Source organism: Sphingobacterium sp. R2 (assembly GCF_040760075.1).
GTDB lineage: Bacteria > Bacteroidota > Bacteroidia > Sphingobacteriales > Sphingobacteriaceae > Sphingobacterium.
Genome location: NZ_CP142884.1, coordinates 488,915 through 510,081 on the forward strand (window position 1 = coordinate 488,915; position 21,167 = coordinate 510,081).

Sequence of the window (21,167 nt, forward strand, 5' to 3'; positions counted from 1 at the left end):
TGTAAAATCAATTTTCAATGGACGTTAATTACGTTGGTGAGCACCTGTTACCCGGGCAGATCGGGCAGTTCTTTATTGTTCTTTCTTTTGGTGCCGCACTCTTATCTTGTATCGCTTATTTTTTCGCGACTAACACTCCTGAAGAGACTTCATGGAAAAAAATTGCTCGTATCTCCTTTTGGATTAATGCAATTTCTGTTGTGGCGATTGGTACAACTTTATTTTATATTATTTACAATCATCTTTTTGAATATAACTATGCCTGGGCGCACTCTTCCAAAACACTCCCTACTTACTATATTATTTCCAGTTTTTGGGAAGGGCAGGAAGGAAGCTTTTGGCTGTGGATGTTCTGGCAAACCGTATTAGGGTCGGTTTTGCTGTTTAAAGCCAAAAGCTGGGAATCGTCTGTCATGACTTTCGTGATGTTGTGCCAAGCATTTTTAGCTTCCATGATTATAGGTGTGGAGATCTTCGGGCTCCGTATAGGCAGTTCTCCTTTTATTCTTTTGCGTGAAGCAATGGATATTCCTATCTTTAAAGAAGCGAATTATCTATCGCTAATTACGGATGGCAATGGTCTAAACCCTTTATTGCAGAACTACTGGATGGTGATTCATCCGCCGACACTGTTTCTTGGCTTTGCGTCTATGATTGTTCCTTTTGCTTATGCAACGGGCGCTCTTTGGACCAAACGCTACAAGGAATGGATCAACGCTGCACTTCCTTGGGCACTATTTGCTGTTATGATTTTAGGAGCTGGTATTATCATGGGTTCATTCTGGGCGTACGAAGCACTTAATTTTGGCGGCTTTTGGGCATGGGATCCCGTAGAAAATGCTTCCATTATTCCATGGTTTACGTTGATCGCAGCGGTACACGTCATGGTCGCTTACAAAAATTCTGGCCATTCCTACTTTACCGCTACTTTTTTAGCGATGATCAGCTTTGTGCTGGTGATTTATGCATCTTACCTGACGCGAAGTGGTGTTCTCGGGGAAACTTCGGTGCACTCTTTTACTGATTTGGGAATGAGCGGACAACTGATCTTGTTCAACGTCGTATTTTTAGTTATTATGGTGGTATTTCTGACAATTAAAAAGAAAGAAATGCCCATCACAGAAAAGGATGAAGATATCTACTCCAGAGAATTCTGGATGTTTATCGGCGCTTTGGTATTGACTGTCGCCTGTGCACAGATTATCGCTTCAACATCAATTCCGGTATTTAACAAAATCTTTGGTACCAAAGTAGCCCCGCCTTTAGATCCGATACAACATTATAATAAATGGCAATCAGGCTTTGCTGTTATCGTTATGATCTTAACCGGATTTACGCAATTTTTAAAATATAAGCGTACCGACAGTCGCAAGTTTTTGGCGTCTACAGTAGCATCATTGGTGGTGTCTCTTCTTTTAACTGCCGCAGTTGTTTATTTGACGAAGACCTATACCAACCTGATCTATATTTTAATCACCTTCGCAAGTATTTTCTGTATTTTGGCGAATATCCGCATATTGGGAGATGCTGTTAAAGGTAAATGGAAACTTGCGGGCTCTTCCGTAGCCCATATTGGTTTCGGACTCTTACTGATCGGTGCCATGGTCGCTGCAGCAACCAATGAGGTCATCTCTGTTAACAATACAGGATACATCGCTGTATCAGGCTTTGACAAAGTGGAGAAACCCGGCGAAAATTTATTCTTGACCGAGGGTGAACCTGTACAGATGGGGGAATACAAAATCACCTATATCGGTGACAGCATCGTTGCTCCAAATACGTTTTATAAGATAAAATATGAACGAATTGACGAAGAAACAGGAAAAGTAAAGGAGCAATTTGTTCTGCAACCTTTTGCTCAAAACAATGCAAAAATGGGTGGTTTGATTGGCACACCAGCGACCAAACATTATATTACACATGATGTCTATACATTGATTACAGCTGCTGCAGCTGAAAGTCAGGCTACACATGCGAAAGTTTCGGCAGAAGAGAAAACTGGTTTTGAAGACTACGAGGAGCCAGCCACATATCAAGTAAACATCGGCGATACGCTACGCTATCGTAATGGCTATTATGTCATTGAAGGCCTAAACAAAGAAGCTCACCTAGAGAAAATTCCAAAGGGTCCCGGTGATGTTATGGTTGGATTGAAAATAAAGGTATTTTCCGCTGACAACAAACAATATGAGGTACAACCTATCTACCTCATTAAGGATGGTGGGGTTTATGACTTCAATAAAGATGTCAATGAACAAGGACTTAAATTTAGATTTACGGGTATTAAGCCCGACAAAGATAAACTGGAAATTATGGTTTATCAAAAACCCCTTCCAGAAAAAAAATGGGTCGTATTTAAAGCCATTAAATTCCCCTACATTAACTTTTTCTGGTGTGGCACAATTGTCATGACAATCGGTTTTATCATGTCCATTGTGAGAAGGAACAAAGAGGAAAAACGAAAAGCATTGAAATAATGAACATAGTGATCTTAGGGAGCGGAAATGCAGCCACACATTTCGCACGACAGTTTCAAAAAATAGGACAGCAACTCGTTCAGATCTATAGTAAAACAAAGCCCAATGCAAACGCATTGGCCTTTGATCTTCATTGCGCGGCAATTGACCAGCTGTCTGAACTTGACTTAAATGCCGATCTTTACCTTATTGCGGTTGCGGATAAAGCTATCATACCGATAGTAGAAGCACTGCCCCCAAATTTAAAAGGAATTGTTATCCACTGTTCAGGCGCAACAGATCTGGCCGTACTCAATAGATTTAAGAACGCCGGCGTCATCTATCCACCACAGTCTTTATCTAAAGATAAAGCAGTCGATTTTTCCACCGTTCCGCTTTGTATTGAAGGTAATACGGATGAAAATAGCGCAATGCTGCTCCAGCTGGCACGCAACTTAAGCCCGCACAGCATCTACTGTACCTCAGACCAGCGTTTAGCTATTCATCTTGCTTCGGTTTTGGTCAATAATTTTTCGAATATACTCTATCAGATGGCGTATGAGCTCCTCGCCGAAAACAACTTATCCTTTGAGCTGATCAAACCAATCATCCGTGAGACGGCAGAAAAAGCTCAAAATCATATTCCGATAACAGTTCAGACAGGACCGGCCATCCGACAAGACAGCAAAACAATGAAAAAACATTTGCAATTTATTAGCAATAAACCAGATTTACAGCAAATCTATCAACTTTTATCGCAGGAGATTACTAAAAGAAAATAGTTTGCTAGAAACAGTTATAAACTTGTCAAAACTTACTGTAAACGAGTGAACATAGCTATTTACTTAGGGAACTTTAGTACATTTGCTTCGTCCAAAAACATGTTTTGGAATGCTAATTGAGTACTATAATAATCAGTTGGGCTAAAATTAAAAATAGCGAATCAAAAATAAATAATCGTATTTTCTATGGAAGTTAGAAAACTCATTCTTTCAATAATGATAGTGATTAATTTAATCATCTTATCATTTGGATTTATATTTACATCAAGTTGGTTTTGGCTGCTCATCATCCCATTTCCACTGCTATTAATAGCATTATATCACAGTTTCCAAACCAAACATGCCATTCTGCGCAATTATCCTTTGGTTGGATATTTCCGTTATGTTTTTGAATCTATTCGTCCTGAATTGAGACAGTATTTTTGGGAATCAGATATGGATGGGCGTCCTTTTAACCGAAGACAGCGTTCGATCGTATACCAGCGTGCAAAAAACCAACGAGAAACTGTTGCATTTGGTATGCAGACTGATCCGCAAGCTGTCGGGAACGAATGGGCAGCGCACTCTGTTTTCCCTTGTCATATCGAAAATCACGACCTGCGTACTACGGTTGGAAACTCCGCTTGTAAAAAGCCTTATAGTTTAAGTGTATTCAACATTTCTGCAATGAGTTACGGTGCCTTAAGCAAAACCGCAATAACTGCCTTAAACAAAGGTGCTGCACTTCAAAATTTTGCTCACAACACGGGTGAAGGAGGTATTAGTGACTATCATAACAATGGCGGTGATTTAATTTGGCAGGTTGGTACAGGTTATTTTGGGTGCCGCAATAAAGAGGGAAAATTTGATGCCGAACTTTTCAGAGAAAAGTCACACCGTGAAAACGTGAAGATGATTGAGTTAAAACTCTCACAAGGTGCTAAACCAGGTCACGGGGGTATCCTTCCAGCAGCAAAAAATACACCGGAAGTTGCTGCCATTCGTCACGTTATTCCGGGAACAGATGTCATGTCACCTCCAGCACATAGTGCATTCTCTTCGCCAACAGAAATGATGCATTTCATACAACATATGCGTGAATTGTCGGATGGAAAACCCATCGGTTTTAAGATCTGTATCGGAGACAAACATGAGTTTATGGATATCTGTCATGCGATGCAAAACACACAGATTTTTCCAGATTTTATTTCTGTAGATGGATCGGAAGGCGGTACGGGAGCCGCGCCACTTGAATTTACGGACAATTTAGGTATGCCGCTCTATGATGCACTGGCATTTGTCACAAAAACCTTGATTTCCTTCGGCCTAAAAAAACACATCAAAGTCATCGTATCCAGTCGTATCGTCACCGGGTTTGACATTTTGAAAGTTATCGCCCTAGGAGCAGATGCATGTTATAGCGCGCGTGGTATGATGTTCGCTTTGGGTTGCATCCAGGCACTTAAATGTAATGAAGACGTGTGCCCAGTTGGCGTTGCGACACAACAACCACATCTCTACAAAGGACTAGATGTGAATGATAAATATGTGCGCGTCGCTCAGTTCCATCGTAACACCTTACGTGCTACGGTCGAAATTATGGAAGCTTGCGGATTCAAAACACTGTCTGATGTATCGGCAGATAAATTTTATCGTAAAGTGGATGCGATACGGACACTAAGCTTTCAGGAAATTTATTTCGGAAATGAAGGTAAATTGGTCAACAGCCGTACAGATTTCGAAAGCAAGCTATTCGAAGATTAAGCGATATTATTTAAATAAAACAGAAAGTCCCCTATGTAAAATCAGCATAGGGGACTTTTTTATAGCTTGCTTACTTCAGGAAGAAGCCGAACATAAATAATTATTCTAGATTAAAAAATACACGATGTAAAATCGTATTTGAGACAGCAATCTGATCATCGTTCAGCCCCTCTAAGGCCTGTTCAATTGTATTTCTAGCCTGCTTCATGCCCTCATCCTTCATCTTTCTTCCCGTTTTTGTCAAATAGATCAGATTAGACCGCCTATCGTTTTTATCATTCACGCGAATAACCAGATTGACCCGTTCCAAATTATTTATTAGCCGAGTCACACTCGGCTTGTCACGAAATGTACGAATAGCTAACTCCTGCTGGGTAAGCCCCTCTTCTATCCAAAGGTTATACATGATACTCCATTGTTCAGAAGTAATGCTTAATCCCGCTTCACGAAGATTACGTTGTAATCTTCGCATAACTGCAATGGAATATTTGCCTGTTAGGAAATTATAAAAATACTCTTGTGATACTAAATCTTGGTGCAACATATAATAATGGTTATGGTTGTTTACGCAACTTATTATAGCAATAAAATGCTGTCTTTCATATGATATAAAAAAAGCTAAACGTATTGTGGCTAATAGTTAGCCTAAATTACACTTTAGCATCGCTTCTACAAACAAAATTTATCAACATGTTACAATAGATGTTGATAAGTGATCAAATTTTTGATTTATGACAGACTGAATTTAGCAAATAAAAAGTATACGACCAAAATTATTGCTTGCAACTATACCTATTTAAAAAGGATTTAGCTGATCGTAAAGGAATCAGAGTCTTTCAAGAAAGGGAATTTTTCACGGGCTTCCAGTAAATCATTGGGATTTAAGGTAAATGTATATAAGTCTTCATCTTCCGGTTTGTAATACACCACATCTCCTAGAGGAGATATACACATCGAGCCGCCAGAGTAATAAACATCATTACCATCATGCCCAACCCGGTTGACACCAACTACATAGGCTTGATTTTCTATTGCGCGCGCTGGAATAAGGGCTCTCCAATGCGCAGATCGCTTGTCAGGCCAGCTGGCCGTATATACTAAAATATCATATGCACCATTTTGATTTTTAGACCAAACAGGGAATCTAAGATCATAACAGATCATTGGACAAATTTTCCAGCCTTTGATATCTACTAAAATGCGTTCATTTCCAGCCTCGAAGTATTCGTTTTCTTTCGATAATCCAAAGAGATGGCGTTTGTCGTATTTTACATATTTGCCATCCGGAAACATCCACACAAAACGATTATAATATTTTCCACCATCTTCAATGATTAATGAACCGGCAACAACACAATTAAGCGAACTAGCCATCTCAAATAGCCATCTTGTTGTAGGTCCATTTGTAGGCTCCGCGCATTTCTTAACATTATTTGTGAAGCCTGTATTAAACATCTCGGGAAGAATAATAACATCCGTTTTTTCGCGCAATGCGGAAAGTCTCAACGCGAGATTATTGAGATTCTTCTCTATATTTTCCCAAAATAGGTATGCTTGAAATACGGTGATCTTTAAAGGCTCCATGAACGTAATCTAAAAATTTACTTAATTATTTTATAATAAAACAACCATTTAACGGCAAGATACAAATTTTAAAAGAAATAATACTTATTGCTGCCGTACCAAAAGGTTATTTGCTAACACTAATAACGGTTCCTTGCGATGATTTGGTACATTTAAAGCTTTCATTTTTTCAAAAGCCCGCTGTGTATAGCTATCCTTAAGTCTGTCCGCAGCAGCTTTAATTTCATATTTTCCATACAATGCAAGCATATCGTCTATCTTTGATGGAGTATCCTCAGCAGGAGCTTCCAACAAATTCTTTAAAATGGGCTTATCTTCGTTCGAAATCACGGCCATCAGCTTCACCAATAAAAATGTCTTTTTATTGATCAGAATATCACCACCAACGATCTTTCCAAAGGTTTCCGGATCGCCGTAAGCATCCAAAATATCATCTTGTAACTGGAATGCTAAACCCACATTCTCACCAAAATCGTAAATCAGTTGCTGTTGCTGTTCATCTGCTCCCGACAAAATAGCGCCCAATTGCAATGCTCCGCCCAATAATACCGAAGTCTTCAAGCGAATCATTTCCAGATATTCAGCCATCGACAGCGAACTCCGACTTTCGTAATCCATATCCAATTGTTGGCCCTCACATACCTCCATAGCAACTTTACTTAAAATTTTCAACGTTGCTGGTAGATAAACCGGATTACATTTTGAGATTTCCTCATAGGCTTTAACCAACAATCCGTCACCAGATAATATGGCAATATTAGCGTCCCATTTCTCGTGCACTGTCGTTTTACCTCTTCTTAAGGGTGCCTTATCCATCAGGTCATCGTGGATTAGCGAAAAGTTGTGAAAAAACTCAACTGCTTTGGCAGCGGGTATAATATCGGTCATGTCGTGCATACCGAATAATTCGGCCGCCATCAAGGTCAGTACAGGCCGAACCCGCTTTCCGCCCAAAGTCAAAATATACCGTATTGGATCATATAAATTGGATGGTGTTTCAGGAAATTTACTTGTCTCTATCGCCTCCATCACGAGTTGTTGTAAATGTTGCATATATCTTTACGATCGAATCTTGCGAATATAGCAATAATCGGATAGAAATGGCAATTTTGTCCCGTTAAAGGATGTCGCCCCAAAATTGTACATTTGTACAAGTATTTTATTATGCGTATACTGATTATCCATACATTTTACCAAGATCCTGGCGGTGAAGACACTGTGTTTCAGCAGGAAGCTTCCCTACTTGCTCAGGATCATGAAGTCCTCACGATCACTTTCCAAAATAAAAAGGGATGGAGGGGAGCCCTACAGACCGTGGGATCCTTTTGGAATATTTTCGCTGCGCAACGTGTCAAGGAAAAAATAAATACGTTTAAGCCAGATATCGTTCACATACATAATACACATTATGCAGCTGGCCCAGTTATCGTGCGGACCATCGCCAAACTCGGAATCCCACAGGTCATGACGCTCCATAACTTCCGGCTGTTATGCCCATCAGCCACCCTCTATCATCACAACCACCTCTTTTTGGACTCAATCCATGAGAACTTCCCTTGGACTGCCGTGCGACAAAAAGCATTCAATAACTCTACGCTAAAAACATTTATCCTAGCTCTGAATTATTGGGTTCACCGTAGAATTGGGACCTGGAAAAAAGTAAATCGATACATCACTTTAACCTCTTTTGCAAGAGAGATATTTGTTAAATCTACGCTAAACCTTTTACCTCACCTATTCGCTGTTAAACCAAACTTTGTCTTTCCTACTACAGTAGCTCGCAAAGTTACCACTCCCTACTTCATTTACGTCGGTCGCCTTTCAGAAGAAAAAGGTATATTAAATCTGATAGATGCTTTTATCGCTTCAGATTTTAAACTACAGATCATTGGCGGGGGACCGCTCGAAGAGGTAGTAAACAGACGCGTCAAGGGTCAGCCTAATATTTCCTACCTCGGCTTTAAAAAAAGAGATGAAATCTTGCCCTTGGTAGCTGATGCACAAGCATTGCTGGTTCCTTCCATTTGTTTCGAGGGCATGCCGATTACAATTCTTGAAGCTTACTCTGTAGGCACAGCCGTACTCTGCTCCAATATTGGCCCACTCCCTGAATTGATTGCTACTGGCAAAACAGGGCTGACATTCGATCCCCACAATAAAAATGACATCATCCGAGCGTTGACCGCATGGAGTACAAAAATGAAAGATGAAAAAGATGAGATAACAAAGACCTGTAGTTCTTACTATTTTAGTAATTTTACGCCTGAACTAAATAAAGAAAAATTATTGGCGATCTATCATGACGCTATTCACGATAAAAATCAGAATAAATGAGTATCATCGTATTAGATAAACTTGGTTTAGCACCGCAGATACAGACTGTACTGGAATCGATTTATGATCCTGAACTCAAACCTGCAAATATTGTAGATTTGGGGCTTGTATATGAAATCATTACGAAAGAAGAAGGCATTGCAAAGATTGTGATGACACTTACTGCTCCAGGCTGTCCGGTGGCAGGCGAAATTATGAATGAAGTTCAAGAAAAAGTTGCTGCCATAGCAGGCATCAAAGAAGCATTGGTAGAATTGACATTTGATCCGCCTTGGACCAAAGACATGATGTCGGAAGAAGCAAAGCTAGAATTGGGATTTTTGTAACGCCTAAATCCTCTGATTATTTTCTAGATCACTTAGCTTCTTTAAGGGCTTGGCACTATTGGGATCTGCTCCAAAAAGTGTTTTCCACAGCTTTCGAGACTCTTTGGTCAATAGAGGCGATACGATTGAAAGAATAAGTACATAAACAACCACAAAGGATTGAATAACCGGCAATAAGGCCCCCGCTTTACCAATATTTGCCATGATGATAGAAAACTCTCCACGCGCAGACAAGGTGAAGCCGATATCAAAAGAAGTTTTAGGCTTCATGCCCGAAAATTTAGCCGCAAAATATCCTGATGCAAGATTACCCAGCATGGTGACCAATGCTGCGATCGAAGCCCAAAAAACGGCACCCCCTAGCGACATAATATCAATGGACAATCCGAAACTAAAGAAAAACATCGCCCCAAAAAAATCTTTATAGGGCAGTACCATGGATTCAATTTTTTTAATGTATTGAGAATCTGCAAGCACCAATCCAGCCATCAATGCACCAATAGCCTCTGCAACGTGTATCGTTTCGGAAAATCCCGCCACAATAAAAAGCAGTGCAAAGATGATCAATATAAATAATTCGGAGGTTTTCTCCTTCAATAAACGATCAATTGCAGGCACCAACTTTCTGCCTAAAATCAAAAACGCCAATATAAACCCTAAAGCCAATAAAGAAGTTCCGGCCACTGTCCAAAAAGAGCTGCTCCCCGTAAGAATCAAGCCTGAAAGAAAGGAGATATGCATCGCTATAAACAGATCATCGAACATAATCATACCCATAATGACCTCAGTCTCGGGGTTGGCAGTACGTTTGAGATCAGTCAGAACTTTTGCAACAATAGCTGTCGAGGAACTTGTCATAATACCGCAAAGCACCATCATTTCCTTAAATGGCATGTCCATCAACCAACCGATCAATAGCCCTGATGTAAAGTTCAATAAAACATAAATGGTTCCCCCTGTCACAATGGCTTTACCAGACTTAATAAGCCGATTGACTGAAAACTCAAGACCAAGATAGAACAGCAGGAACAGTACCCCCAAACGACCCATAAAATCGATAAAGGGCTTGCTTTCTGTAAAAGTTAAATCCACCATGCCAATCTGTGGGGCGTGCTGTCCCAACACCATTCCTATAATGATGAAAAAAGGAATAACAGAAAACTTAAGCTTATTGGCAATTAGGCCAACAATGGCAACGAGTCCTACAGCGATTCCAATTTCCAGAATTAAGGTATGTGATAGCATAAATTACAGTAAAATTTCCTTTAAAAGTTTAATATTATTCTTTTTCCCCGCGATAACCAGTGTCGTACCTGGGCTAATCAAATAAGATGGTCCTGGATTAATAACCGTATCATCATCCCGTATACCAGCAATAATCGATGCGCCGGTGCGTTGACGGACTTCCAACTCCCCAATTGTCTTTCCTGCACCTTCATTTTTGCCCTCTACTTTGTACCATTCAATGCGCAAATCGTCCAGAGCAACTTCAATCGTCTCCAAAGCCTTCGGCTTATAGGACAATCCACCGATAATTCCCGCAATCTGACGGGACTCATCGTCATTAAGTGTCATCACACAACGTGATTCATGCTCCTCGTCATCATAGCGATAAAGTTCCCGTCTGCCATCGTCATGGATAACAACAACCATGTTATCTCCCGCATCGGTTTCAATCTGAAATTTTTTCCCAATTCCAATCAGATCGGACTCTCTTACAATAGACATAATCTTCTTTTTAAAATATATACCAATAATAAAAAAACCTTCATAATTTTGTATAAACGAACTTTATGAAAGCAGACTGAAGATGTTTTCAGCCAATAAAAACAAAGACTTACATAAAAGACAGCATCAGTACTTAGCTACTAAATACAAATTTAGCCAAAAATTCAGTCTTAAACGAATCCGTCAATAGCTAATAGGGTGGCTTCGCGAGGTGCAAATTACCCTAAAATAACAAAAAAGAACAGAGGAAACAAATCCTCTCTCCTATCCCATGGTATGCGCGAGCCCAATAAACCCGTTTTTTTTATTCCTGCAAGGAAGCATCAATCAACCGATAAGTGCCATCTTCCCGAAGCTGACTACGGCCAATGGTTATATTTTTTGAATGATAAAATAAAAAAATCCAGCCTGCTGGCGCGCCTTCTGCCCAATACTCCTGACGCAAGGCTTTGGAGCGCCGGCCGTCAAAATCATATTTTGCCACATAGTTATGGAAAATCTCTTCAGGCTCGGGCAATACATCTCCACCAAAGAAGTAATGCTGACCACCTGTTCGAATATGAAATGCCTGATGATGTTCGGTATGTCCGCCATTGAGCGCATAGCTGATTTCATCATTTATTTTTCCTTCACCTTCCACCAATATCAAATTACCGCTGCGTTGAATCACATCAAAAATCTCTGTCCGGTATGAACTGGAAATTCCCGAGTAGGCATCTTCCCATTCACCACGCTGTACAATATATTCGGCCTCAGGAAATGCTATCCGACCCGTTCCACTTTCAAATGTCACCATACCACCGGCATGATCTTTATGCAGATGGGACATCAATACATATTTTACATCATCAGGCCGATATCCTAATTTATAGATGTTATCATACAGCTGTAAATGCCCATTTTCATCCGTATAACCAAGACCAGTATCACAAAGTACGAGCCCGCCATCGGTTTGGATCAAGAAAGGATGAACATCGATAAACATAGCGCCCGGACGGTCCTGAGGGGCATCTATCGAAGGGTCGAAAGGAACAAATTTTCTGCTTTTATCTACCGAAAAAGAACCTTCGTATAAAGAATAAGCCTGTACCATATTTAAAACATTGGGAATATGCACGTTAAGCAACAGCGAATCAATACCCGGTTTAGGAATTAGGTAAGTCCAGCCTTAAAACGTATATTTACACTTAAAATATTGTGCAAAGATATGCAAAAAAGGTGGGTACTAAAATCTAAAACTGATGTCAAAATAACCAACAAACTGCGCGAGGAATTAAACATCAACACTGTATTGGCAGAGTTGCTCGTGAGCAGAGGAGTGGAGACTTTCGACGAATCAAAACAGTTTTTTAGACCTCAATTATCGAACTTGCACGATCCATTTTTGATGCGGGACATGGAGAAAGCCATCAACCGGATCATTCAAGCCATTGGCAACAAAGAAAAAATACTTATTTATGGAGACTATGATGTGGACGGTACAACTGCGGTAGCCGTTGTTTATAGTTTCTTCAGGGAATTCCATAGCCAGCTCGAGTTTTACATCCCAGACCGCTATGCCGAAGGCTATGGCATCTCGACACAAGGAATAGACTACGCCGCCGCTAACGGTTTCAGCTTAATTATTGCATTAGACTGCGGTATCAAGGCAATCGATAAAATTGATTACGCAAACAGCAAGGGGATTGATTTTATCATTGGCGATCACCACCTTCCAGGGGAAGAGCTTCCTAAAGCTTATGCTGTATTGGATCCTAAGCGTATTGACTGTGAATATCCTTATAAAGAACTTTCAGGATGTGGAATCGGCTTTAAGATTATTCAGGCTTTTATATTGACCAATGGAATGGATATCAATGCCTGCTATCAGTTTTTGGATCTCGTCGCTGTAAGTATCGCTTCGGACATAGTTCCTATTACCGGTGAAAACAGAATACTCAGCCACTTTGGCCTTATCAAACTTAATACGAATCCCTGCGTCGGATTAAAAGCACTGATTGACTTATCCAATAACCGAACGAAGATCTTTACCGTTAATGACATCGTGTTCCAGATTGGCCCACGAATAAATGCTGCGGGCAGAATAGATCATGCCAAGGACGCTGTCAAACTATTAATTTCAAAGTCGCTACAAGAAGCAAAAGATTTCAGTTCGAGCATTGATGATCAAAACAATGTGCGGAAAGACTTTGATCTTAGAATCACAGAAGAAGCGTTGGCTCTCATTGAAGATAACGCTCTACTTAAAAGCCGAAAATCCACCGTACTGTATAAAGCCGACTGGCACAAAGGCGTCATTGGGATTGTCGCTTCCCGTCTGACCGAAAAATATTACCGACCGACAATAATATTGACCGAAACAAATGGTCATATCGCCGGTTCCTGCCGCTCGGTATTGGGTTTTGATTTATATGAAGCGTTAAGCGAATGCGCCGATCTATTGGAACAATTCGGCGGACATAAATATGCTGCCGGACTAACCATGTCCGTAGAGAATGTCGCACTCTTCCAAGATCGTTTTGAAGAAGTCGTATCACGACGTATCAGTCCAGAAATGCTGACGCAAGAAATTTTGATCGATGCCAAGTTAGCACTGAAAGATATCGACGCTAAGTTTTTCCGTATTCTTCAGCAATTTGAACCATTCGGTCCCCAAAACGAATCCCCTATTTTCCTCAGTAAAAAGGTAAATGCAGTAGGGCAAGCCTTTATAGTAGGCACCAATCATCTCAAGATGACCATTATTCAGGAAGACTCTCCAGCATTTGACTGCATTGGTTTTGGATTGGCAGAACATATCACGCATATCAATTCTGGACAAAGTTTCGACATCTGCTACAGCATCGAAGAGAATGTATGGCGCAACAAAAAGAACTTACAGCTAAACATCAAAGGGATTAAGTATTAGTATTGCAATAGTAAGAAGATATTAAATATATTTACACAACAATAGATATTCCACGAAGATGATTTTAAAGGCAGAACATCTTATCAAAAAGTATAAACAGCGCACCGTGGTCAACGATGTGTCTTTCTTTGTAGAGCAAGGAGAGATCGTCGGGTTATTGGGCCCGAATGGAGCTGGCAAAACGACCTCTTTCTATATGATCGTTGGTCTTATTAAGCCCAATGAAGGGAAAGTATTTCTCGACGATCAAGAGATTACGCAAGATGCGATGTACCAACGCGCTCAACGTGGGATAGGTTATCTCGCTCAGGAAGCTTCGGTGTTCCGGAAACTTTCTGTTGAAAACAACATCTTGGCAGTATTAGAAATACACTATCCGAATAAAGAAGAACGTTTGGCAAAACTGGAAGAACTACTCACAGAATTCAGCCTACACCGTGTCCGTAAAAACAGGGGTGATTTGTTATCTGGTGGTGAGCGTCGACGTACCGAAATTGCGCGAGCATTAGCGGCAAATCCATCCTTTATTCTTTTGGATGAACCTTTTGCGGGGGTCGACCCAATCGCCGTGGAAGAAATTCAGACGATCGTGGCCAAACTCAAAACACGTAATATCGGCATCTTAATTACCGATCACAACGTGCAGGAAACATTATCAATCACCGATAGGGCCTATCTCCTTACCGAAGGAAAGATTATGCTAACGGGTACACCTGAGGAGATTGCTGATAATGAGCTTGCCCGTAAATTTTATCTTGGTCGACATTTTGAGTTAAGAAGGAAAAAATTTTAAAAATTAAAGACAAACCTCCCCTATGGCCTTATTAAATTCCATTTTTACTTGGTTCATGAAAAAAAGAATTCACCAGATTGAACTTTTCATGAAATATCCGCACGATGTGCAAGAAGAATGGTTTCAAAGTTTAATTGCCACTGCGGAAGCAACAGAATGGGGAAAAAAATACGATTACACAAGTATATTAACGCCAGAAATTTTCAAAGAACGTGTCCCTATACAGGACTACGACGATATTAAGGAATATGTTGATCGTATGATCAAGGGTGAGCAAAATATTCTGTGGCCATCCGACATCAAATGGTTTGCTAAGTCTTCTGGCACTACCTCAGATCGAAGCAAATTTATTCCCGTTAGTGAAGAAGCACTCGAAGAATGCCACTTCCAGGGGGGAAAGGATATGTTGACAATCTATTGCCATAATAGGCCCGAAAACCGTGTATTTACAGGAAAGTCGGTGGTTATCGGTGGTTCTTCGCAAATAAACAATTTTAGTCCAGATTCCTATTATGGTGATCTTTCGTCGATTCTCATTCGGAATCTGCCTTTTTGGGCCGAATTTAAACGGACTCCAAATATGGAAGTGACTTTAAACCCAAACTTTGAAGAAAAAATTGAGCAAATTGCTCAAATCACGCTTAAAGAGAACGTAACGAGCCTAGCAGGTGTACCCACTTGGAATATTGTTATGGCCAAGCGTATTCTTGAAATTACAGGTAAAGACAACCTACTGGAGATATGGCCAAATCTTGAATTTTATGGGCATGGGGGCGTGAGCTTCAAACCTTACCGTGAACAATTCCAAAAATTGATTCCTTCAGAAAACATGTATTATCTGGAGAATTATAATGCTTCAGAAGGCTATTTTGGTTTACAAGACCAATCTGATTCAGAAGATCTCCTACTCATGTTGGATTATGGTATTTATTACGAGTTTTTACCTACAGAGCGAATGCAGGAAGAAAACCCGCCAACGCTACGCTTAGATCAGGTTGAGCTAGGTAAAAATTATGCGTTGATCATCTCGACCAATGCAGGTCTATGGCGTTATAAAATCGGGGATACCATAAAATTTACATCACTATCCCCTTATCGTTTTCAGATCTCCGGACGCACCAAACAATACATTAATACTTTTGGGGAAGAAGTTATCGTCGATAATGCTGAACAGGCGCTGGCCGAAGCGAGCAAACTCACGCAAGCACGAATAAAAGATTATACAGCAGGACCAGTATATTTTAAAGATGCCCAAGCTGGCGCACATGAATGGGTGATCGAATTTGAACAGCAGCCCAATGATTTTAAGCGTTTCTGTGAGATATTAGACGCAAAACTACGTGAAATTAATTCGGATTATGACGCCAAGCGTTTCAAAGATATGGCTCTCCGACAGCCCATCGTTCATAATGCACCCGTAGATACATTCTATAAGTGGATGAAATCACGCGGTAAGCTGGGGGGACAAAATAAGGTTCCTAGGTTGAGCAATAATCGCGAATATATCGAGCCGCTCTTAAAACTACTCGCTAGCTGAATGATACATTAAGTATGATTACTTCATGATACTGTCTGATGATGCAGCATACTGCCGAAACAATAGCCTACCCTCCAGCCGGAGATTAGCCAAAATTTTCTGGACTTTTTATTTTGGCTAATCTCATGGTACTCAATCGCTGTTGAAAAACTACTTCGAGTTGATTTGATGTAATAAGCCCCAAAAAGCTTACACAATAGTGGAGGTTGTTAGGGTTTAATTGCTGTTTTATATAAAAACACAAAAAAACCGAGGATAAAATTCATCGAAATGCCTTTCTTCTGAACTTCAACTTCACGCGGTAACAATGTGCGTGCATCGCCCGATGTTACTTCATTACCTTTGTCAAGACTGTGAGTCAATTCCATACTAAGTTTATTTTATGATAAGTGATTCTATAGCGTTAATGCAAACCACAAAGCCCATCAAAATGGTTGCATCCTTTACAGCCAAACTTTATGCCATATTATTGAAACCCCACATTAATTAATAAAAAATTAACACTATTAATTATGATTACTTGTACGTACTAAAAAATAAATCGAATTTCTTCCATTTCAAAAAAAAGTGTAGTAAAATGGGGAACAACTGTCCGAAATAAAAGGCATATTCTTACCTACAAATTATCCAGCTATACGTGCGACTTATATTTCATTTTTTTCCTAACTTAGCCTATGTAATTAAAAAATAAGATGAACGCGACAGAGAACTATTCAATTCGCGTAGAGCCAACTCAAAATTCAAGACTCTCGCAAGTAGATTTCGACAATCTAAAATTCGGAAAGATTTTATCCGACCACATGCTGGTCGCTAACTATGATGACGGTGAATGGAAAGATGTCAGCATCGTTCCTTATGGAGATATCAGTATTAGTCCTTCAATGTCCGCTTTACATTATGGTCAAGCGATCTTTGAAGGAATCAAAGCTTATAAATTTGCCGATGGAACAGTAAGCATTTTCCGTCCGGACAGGAACTGGGAAAGATTCAACAAATCTGCAGCTCGTTTACAAATGCCCGAGGTCCCTGAAGAGATTTTTATGGATGGCTTAAGCAAGCTATTGGACATCGACCGCAATTGGATCCCGGCAAAAGAAGGTTCATCATTGTACATCCGTCCATTTATGTTCGCAACAGAAGCAGCATTAGGTGTGCACCCTTCAAAATCATACAAATTTATTGTTATCACCGGCCCAGTTGGCGCTTATTACAGCAAAGCAATCAGCTTAAAAGTCGAGACCTACTATACGCGTGCAGCCGAAGGTGGTGTCGGTTTTTCTAAGAATGCTGGTAACTATGCCTTATCACTTTATCCAACACAATTGGCAAATGATGAGGGTTATGACCAAATTATGTGGACAGATGCTTCCGAGCACAAATACATTGAAGAAGCCGGTACAGCAAATCTTATTTTCCGCATTGGAGACACAATCATCACTCCACATGGCGACACAATCCTACATGGTGTTACGCGTCGGACAATCATGGAATTGGCAGAAAAATGGGGTTATAAAACGGAGCAGAGAAAGGTATCCGTCCAAGAACTAATCGACGGTATAAAAGCAGGTATCGTGACAGAAGCTTTCGCAGCGGGCACTGCAGCCACCATTACAGATATCAGCTGTATAGGTTATGAAGGACAGGATTATAATTTGCCGCCAGTCGAAGGCCGCGAGTTTTCACATCGTGTTTTGAATTACCTCAATGATTTACGCTACGGCAAAGTAGAAGATCCGTATGGTTGGAACTACTTAGTAAAATAATTTCCAAAATGAAATAGAAAAGCCTTTGTTATTAATAACAAAGGCCTTTTTTATTAGCTATATACGTTATGCATACCTTGAAACGCGGTCTATAAACCTTACTTGCCTTCGGTGGATAACGTCTAATTCTCTGCTTTTCGGTCATTAGGAATGCTCTCCTGTCAGCTCCTTTTGCACAAATTCTATAATAGCTGCAGTCTCCAAGGATTGAAACCAGTGTGTACTACCGTATTTTTTAAACCAAGTAATCTGTCGCTTCGCATAACGTCTCGAATTTTGTTTGATTTTTTCGGTCGCTTCAGCTAAAGACAGCTTACCATCAAGATAATCAAACAACTCTGCATAACCCACCGTGAGGAGTGCAGGTTTCGTCCTGAAAGGAAGTAAAGCTTTCACTTCATCCAATAAGCCTTTGGCCATCATTAGATCTACACGCGAATTGATTCTTTCATACAACCTTTCGCGATCCATATTCAAGCCAATGGTAAGAATAGCAAAAGGTCGTTTTTCAACATCTTTCTTATGGTAAAATGACATCGGTTTACCTGTCGCCTCAAAAACTTCAAGAGCACGCACCACACGTTGCGGATTATCGATGTCTGCCGTTTCAAAATATGCGGGGTCAATACTTTTCAATCGATCTTTTAAGGCTTCCAAGCCCAATACCGCAAGTTCATGATTAAGTCGTTCGCGCACTTCATCTCCCGCTTTGGGCAGATCATCCAATCCTTCGCAGAGGGCCCTTACAAACAAACCTGATCCACCTACCATAATGACAACGTCATGCAATTGAAATAGTTCTTCTAGTTTCAGTAAAGCTTCACGTTCAAAATCGCCTGCTGAATAATCCTGCGTGATGGAGTGTGAATCAATGAAATAATGAGGAGCAGCAGCAAGTTCGTCTAGATCTGGCTTAGCCGTACCAATAGACATTTCCCGATAGAACTGACGAGAATCGGCAGAAATTATTGCTGTTTTAAAATATTGTGCCAACGAAATAGCCATTGCAGTCTTACCAACAGCTGTTGGCCCCACAATGGCTATCAATGTTTTTTTATTTGCCATACTAGTTCACAGGCCTAAAAAAACCTGCAAATTTTTCTTAATTAATATTCGTCCTCGTAGCCGTTGGATTCTTCACGCTCTTCACCTTCTTCCCCTTCTTCCTCATCGTCACCATCACTATCGAAGCCATCCAATTCATCTTCATCATCCACGCCATATTGCGTATCGTCTTCCTCTACAAATTCATCCTCTTCAACAGCATCTGCTACCGGGAAATTTGCCGCAGTCATCGTCTTTGGAACCTGTCCAATAGATTTAAATAATGAAGGATAAACCTTTCCGTCCTCTTCTTTCAAAATCTTGATCAATTCAACCTGAAAATCATAAGGACGATCAAAATTGTAAACGTAGTAAAATTTCTGATGTGGGTCATCAATAAACTTGCTTAAACGGATATTCTCCATCAACAATACCTCAGTATCTTTTTTACGTTGAATAGGCTTGAATGCAATTTCAGTTCCCTTTTTCCATTGATCATTACTCACATAAAAAGAGGAAGATGCATCTGCATTATATCCTGTTGATTTATGGATTTCCTCATGTAGGTCTATAAATGTACTTTTAGAAGGCATGTCAATCTCACGGTACACATCTTCATAATCTTCAAAAGTAACTCTAAATCTATAAATTGCCATCTCTACTATTTTCTTCTTTTAACCTTTTTAAAAATAATACTATATTTTAAGAATTGGAAATTTCCAATGGGATTTCTTGTTTGATCGTCAAGTTCATTTCCCCTGCTTTTTGAACCAGAAATTGATAGGCTTCTATTCGGGAGTTTGGAATCTCGCCCTCCAGAATAGCTTCACGAATCAAATTTTTAAGCTGCCCCACGGTACGTCCTGGTGCCAGACCAAATAAGAGCATAATATCCTCCCCACTAATTGGCGGCTGCCAATTTCGCACCTTATCCCGCTCTTCGACATCCTTCAGTTTTTGTTTGACAAGTTCAAAATTCTGTCGATATTTTTTCTTTTTAAACTCATTCTTTGTTGTCACATCCGCATGGCATAGCATCATCAGGGCTTCAATGTCGTCACCAGCCTCAAATAACAGACGGCGCACGGCCGAATCTGTTACAATATCTTGTGCCAATACAATCGGCCGAAGATGCAATTGTACCAGCTTCTGAACAAATTTCATTTTCTCGTTGAGCGGAAGCTTCAATTCAGCAAATAACTTGGGAACCATGCGGGCACCGCGATCTTCATGACCATGAAAAGTCCAGCCGAGCTTTCTATCGAAACGTTTTGTTGCTGGTTTAGCAATATCATGCATAATCGCCGCCCAACGTAACCAAAGATCATCCGATAATTCGCAGACATTATCAAGAACTTCCAACGTATGGTAGAAATTATCTTTATGTCCCTTTCCATCAATAATATCCACACCATGTAAATTATACATCGCCGGAAATATCAATTCCAATAGCCCAGTATCAAACAAGTATTTGAATCCCACCGAAGGTTTTGGCGAAAGAATAATCTTATTGATTTCATCAATAATCCGCTCTTTGGAAATAATTTTTATTCGCTCTTTGGTATCGGTAATTGCTGTAATTGCTTCGATAGCAATTTTAAAATTCAACTGCGTGGCGAATCGAATGGCGCGCATCATACGCAATGGGTCGTCCGAAAACGTTTCAATCGGGCCCAAGGGAGTTCTAATGATCCGCTGTTCAAGATCGTGTACACCTCCGAATGGATCGACTAAAGTACCATAATCAGCTTTATTCAGTGAAAAGGCCATTGCATTGATTGTAAAATCACGCCTATTTTGATCATCGGATAGCGAGCCATCTTCTACGATAGGCTTGCGCGAATTAGCGCGGTAGGATTCCCTTCGCGCACCGACAAATTCTACATTGAGCCCCTCATATACAAGCATTGCTGTTCCGAAATTCTTATATACGGCAACTTTGGCATGTAGCTTTTCACCCAGCAACGTTGCAAATTCAATTCCACTTCCGACAACAACAATGTCCACATCATTCTTAAAAGGACGCTTCATAATATGGTCGCGGACATACCCACCGATGACATAACATTCGGTATGTGTTGTCTCGGCAAGTTCCTTAATGATAGTAAAGATTGGATGTTGTAAATTATCGTACATAGTCAAAACAGCAGGTAAAAAACCAAACAGTTT

At 40.3% G+C, this 21,167-nt stretch carries 19 protein-coding genes; 9 read left to right on the forward strand and 10 right to left on the reverse strand.

What is annotated here, in order from left to right; all coding sequences use genetic code 11:
* The first annotated feature begins 17 nt into the window (after nt 1-17).
* The 3 genes from VXM68_RS02220 (at nt 18) to VXM68_RS02230 (ending at nt 4,981) form a co-directional block, all read left to right on the forward strand.
* Entirely contained in the window at nt 18-2,477 is a 2,460-nt protein-coding gene (locus VXM68_RS02220) for a heme lyase CcmF/NrfE family subunit (protein ID WP_367210307.1), read from the forward strand.
* Entirely contained in the window at nt 2,477-3,238 is a 762-nt protein-coding gene (locus VXM68_RS02225) for a Rossmann-like and DUF2520 domain-containing protein (RefSeq protein WP_367210308.1), read from the forward strand. Before VXM68_RS02220 ends, VXM68_RS02225 begins: the two co-directional genes overlap by 1 nt.
* 186 nt (nt 3,239-3,424) lie before the next feature.
* Nucleotides 3,425-4,981 carry an FMN-binding glutamate synthase family protein gene (locus tag VXM68_RS02230; RefSeq protein ID WP_294185498.1) on the forward strand — a complete coding sequence of 519 codons (1,557 nt, stop codon included), beginning with the start codon at nt 3,425-3,427 and terminating at the stop codon, nt 4,979-4,981.
* A gap of 100 nt (nt 4,982-5,081) precedes the next feature.
* On the opposite strand, the gene VXM68_RS02235 is transcribed toward VXM68_RS02230, so the two are convergent.
* From VXM68_RS02235 to VXM68_RS02245, 3 genes are all read right to left on the reverse strand, one after another.
* A complete protein-coding gene (locus VXM68_RS02235; protein WP_367210309.1) occupies nt 5,082-5,525 on the reverse strand; it encodes a MarR family winged helix-turn-helix transcriptional regulator in 444 nt (147 codons plus the stop codon).
* A gap of 263 nt (nt 5,526-5,788) precedes the next feature.
* Entirely contained in the window at nt 5,789-6,565 is a 777-nt protein-coding gene (locus VXM68_RS02240) for an amidohydrolase (protein WP_367210310.1), read from the reverse strand.
* A gap of 84 nt (nt 6,566-6,649) precedes the next feature.
* A complete protein-coding gene (locus tag VXM68_RS02245; RefSeq protein ID WP_367210311.1) occupies nt 6,650-7,618 on the reverse strand; it encodes a polyprenyl synthetase family protein in 969 nt (322 codons plus the stop codon).
* A 111-nt stretch (nt 7,619-7,729) separates the two neighbouring features.
* On the opposite strand from VXM68_RS02245, the gene VXM68_RS02250 reads away from it, so the two are divergent.
* On the forward strand, nt 7,730-8,899 hold the full coding sequence (locus tag VXM68_RS02250) for a glycosyltransferase family 4 protein (protein WP_367210312.1): 1,170 nt from the start codon (nt 7,730-7,732) through the stop codon (nt 8,897-8,899).
* Nucleotides 8,896-9,225, forward strand: a complete 330-nt coding sequence (locus VXM68_RS02255) for an iron-sulfur cluster assembly protein (protein WP_293956839.1) — start codon at nt 8,896-8,898, stop codon at nt 9,223-9,225. Before VXM68_RS02250 ends, VXM68_RS02255 begins: the two co-directional genes overlap by 4 nt.
* A 3-nt stretch (nt 9,226-9,228) precedes the next feature.
* On the opposite strand, the gene VXM68_RS02260 is transcribed toward VXM68_RS02255, so the two are convergent.
* The 3 genes from VXM68_RS02260 to VXM68_RS02270 all read right to left on the reverse strand — a co-directional run bounded on the left by VXM68_RS02260 (nt 9,229) and on the right by VXM68_RS02270 (nt 12,046).
* Entirely contained in the window at nt 9,229-10,470 is a 1,242-nt protein-coding gene (locus VXM68_RS02260; RefSeq protein ID WP_294185493.1) for a cation:proton antiporter, read from the reverse strand.
* Nucleotides 10,471-10,473: 3 nt separating this feature from the next.
* Nucleotides 10,474-10,953: a cation:proton antiporter regulatory subunit gene (locus VXM68_RS02265; protein ID WP_046672804.1), complete on the reverse strand. Its 480-nt coding sequence runs from the start codon at nt 10,951-10,953 to the stop codon at nt 10,474-10,476.
* Nucleotides 10,954-11,257: 304 nt separating this feature from the next.
* Nucleotides 11,258-12,046: an MBL fold metallo-hydrolase gene (locus VXM68_RS02270; RefSeq protein WP_293956841.1), complete on the reverse strand. Its 789-nt coding sequence runs from the start codon at nt 12,044-12,046 to the stop codon at nt 11,258-11,260.
* A 114-nt stretch (nt 12,047-12,160) separates the two neighbouring features.
* On the opposite strand from VXM68_RS02270, the gene recJ reads away from it, so the two are divergent.
* Genes recJ through VXM68_RS02285 form a run of 3 tightly spaced genes read left to right on the forward strand, consistent with a single transcriptional unit; the run spans nt 12,161 to nt 16,191 of the window.
* A complete protein-coding gene (gene recJ / locus VXM68_RS02275) occupies nt 12,161-13,861 on the forward strand; it encodes a single-stranded-DNA-specific exonuclease RecJ (protein WP_367210313.1) in 1,701 nt (566 codons plus the stop codon).
* 58 nt (nt 13,862-13,919) lie between these two features.
* Entirely contained in the window at nt 13,920-14,654 is a 735-nt protein-coding gene (lptB, locus tag VXM68_RS02280) for an LPS export ABC transporter ATP-binding protein (RefSeq protein WP_209580433.1), read from the forward strand.
* Between the two features lie 22 nt (nt 14,655-14,676).
* Nucleotides 14,677-16,191, forward strand: coding sequence for a GH3 auxin-responsive promoter family protein (locus VXM68_RS02285; protein WP_367210314.1), 1,515 nt, complete (start codon nt 14,677-14,679; stop codon nt 16,189-16,191).
* A 209-nt stretch (nt 16,192-16,400) separates the two neighbouring features.
* Here VXM68_RS02285 and VXM68_RS02290 read toward each other — a convergent pair whose 3' ends face one another.
* Nucleotides 16,401-16,559, reverse strand: a complete 159-nt coding sequence (locus tag VXM68_RS02290; RefSeq protein WP_293956844.1) for a hypothetical protein — start codon at nt 16,557-16,559, stop codon at nt 16,401-16,403.
* Between the two features lie 324 nt (nt 16,560-16,883).
* Between VXM68_RS02290 and VXM68_RS02295 the strand changes: the two genes are divergently transcribed.
* On the forward strand, nt 16,884-17,954 hold the full coding sequence (locus tag VXM68_RS02295; RefSeq protein ID WP_367210315.1) for a branched-chain amino acid aminotransferase: 1,071 nt from the start codon (nt 16,884-16,886) through the stop codon (nt 17,952-17,954).
* A 144-nt stretch (nt 17,955-18,098) separates the two neighbouring features.
* On the opposite strand, the gene miaA is transcribed toward VXM68_RS02295, so the two are convergent.
* The 3 genes from miaA to VXM68_RS02310 are packed head-to-tail and all read right to left on the reverse strand — an operon-like array spanning nt 18,099 to nt 21,134.
* Entirely contained in the window at nt 18,099-19,019 is a 921-nt protein-coding gene (gene miaA, locus VXM68_RS02300) for a tRNA (adenosine(37)-N6)-dimethylallyltransferase MiaA (protein WP_367210316.1), read from the reverse strand.
* Nucleotides 19,020-19,060: 41 nt separating this feature from the next.
* A complete protein-coding gene (locus VXM68_RS02305) occupies nt 19,061-19,654 on the reverse strand; it encodes a hypothetical protein (protein WP_294185487.1) in 594 nt (197 codons plus the stop codon).
* A gap of 46 nt (nt 19,655-19,700) precedes the next feature.
* Entirely contained in the window at nt 19,701-21,134 is a 1,434-nt protein-coding gene (locus VXM68_RS02310; RefSeq protein WP_367210317.1) for a CCA tRNA nucleotidyltransferase, read from the reverse strand.
* Nucleotides 21,135-21,167 lie beyond the last annotated feature (33 nt).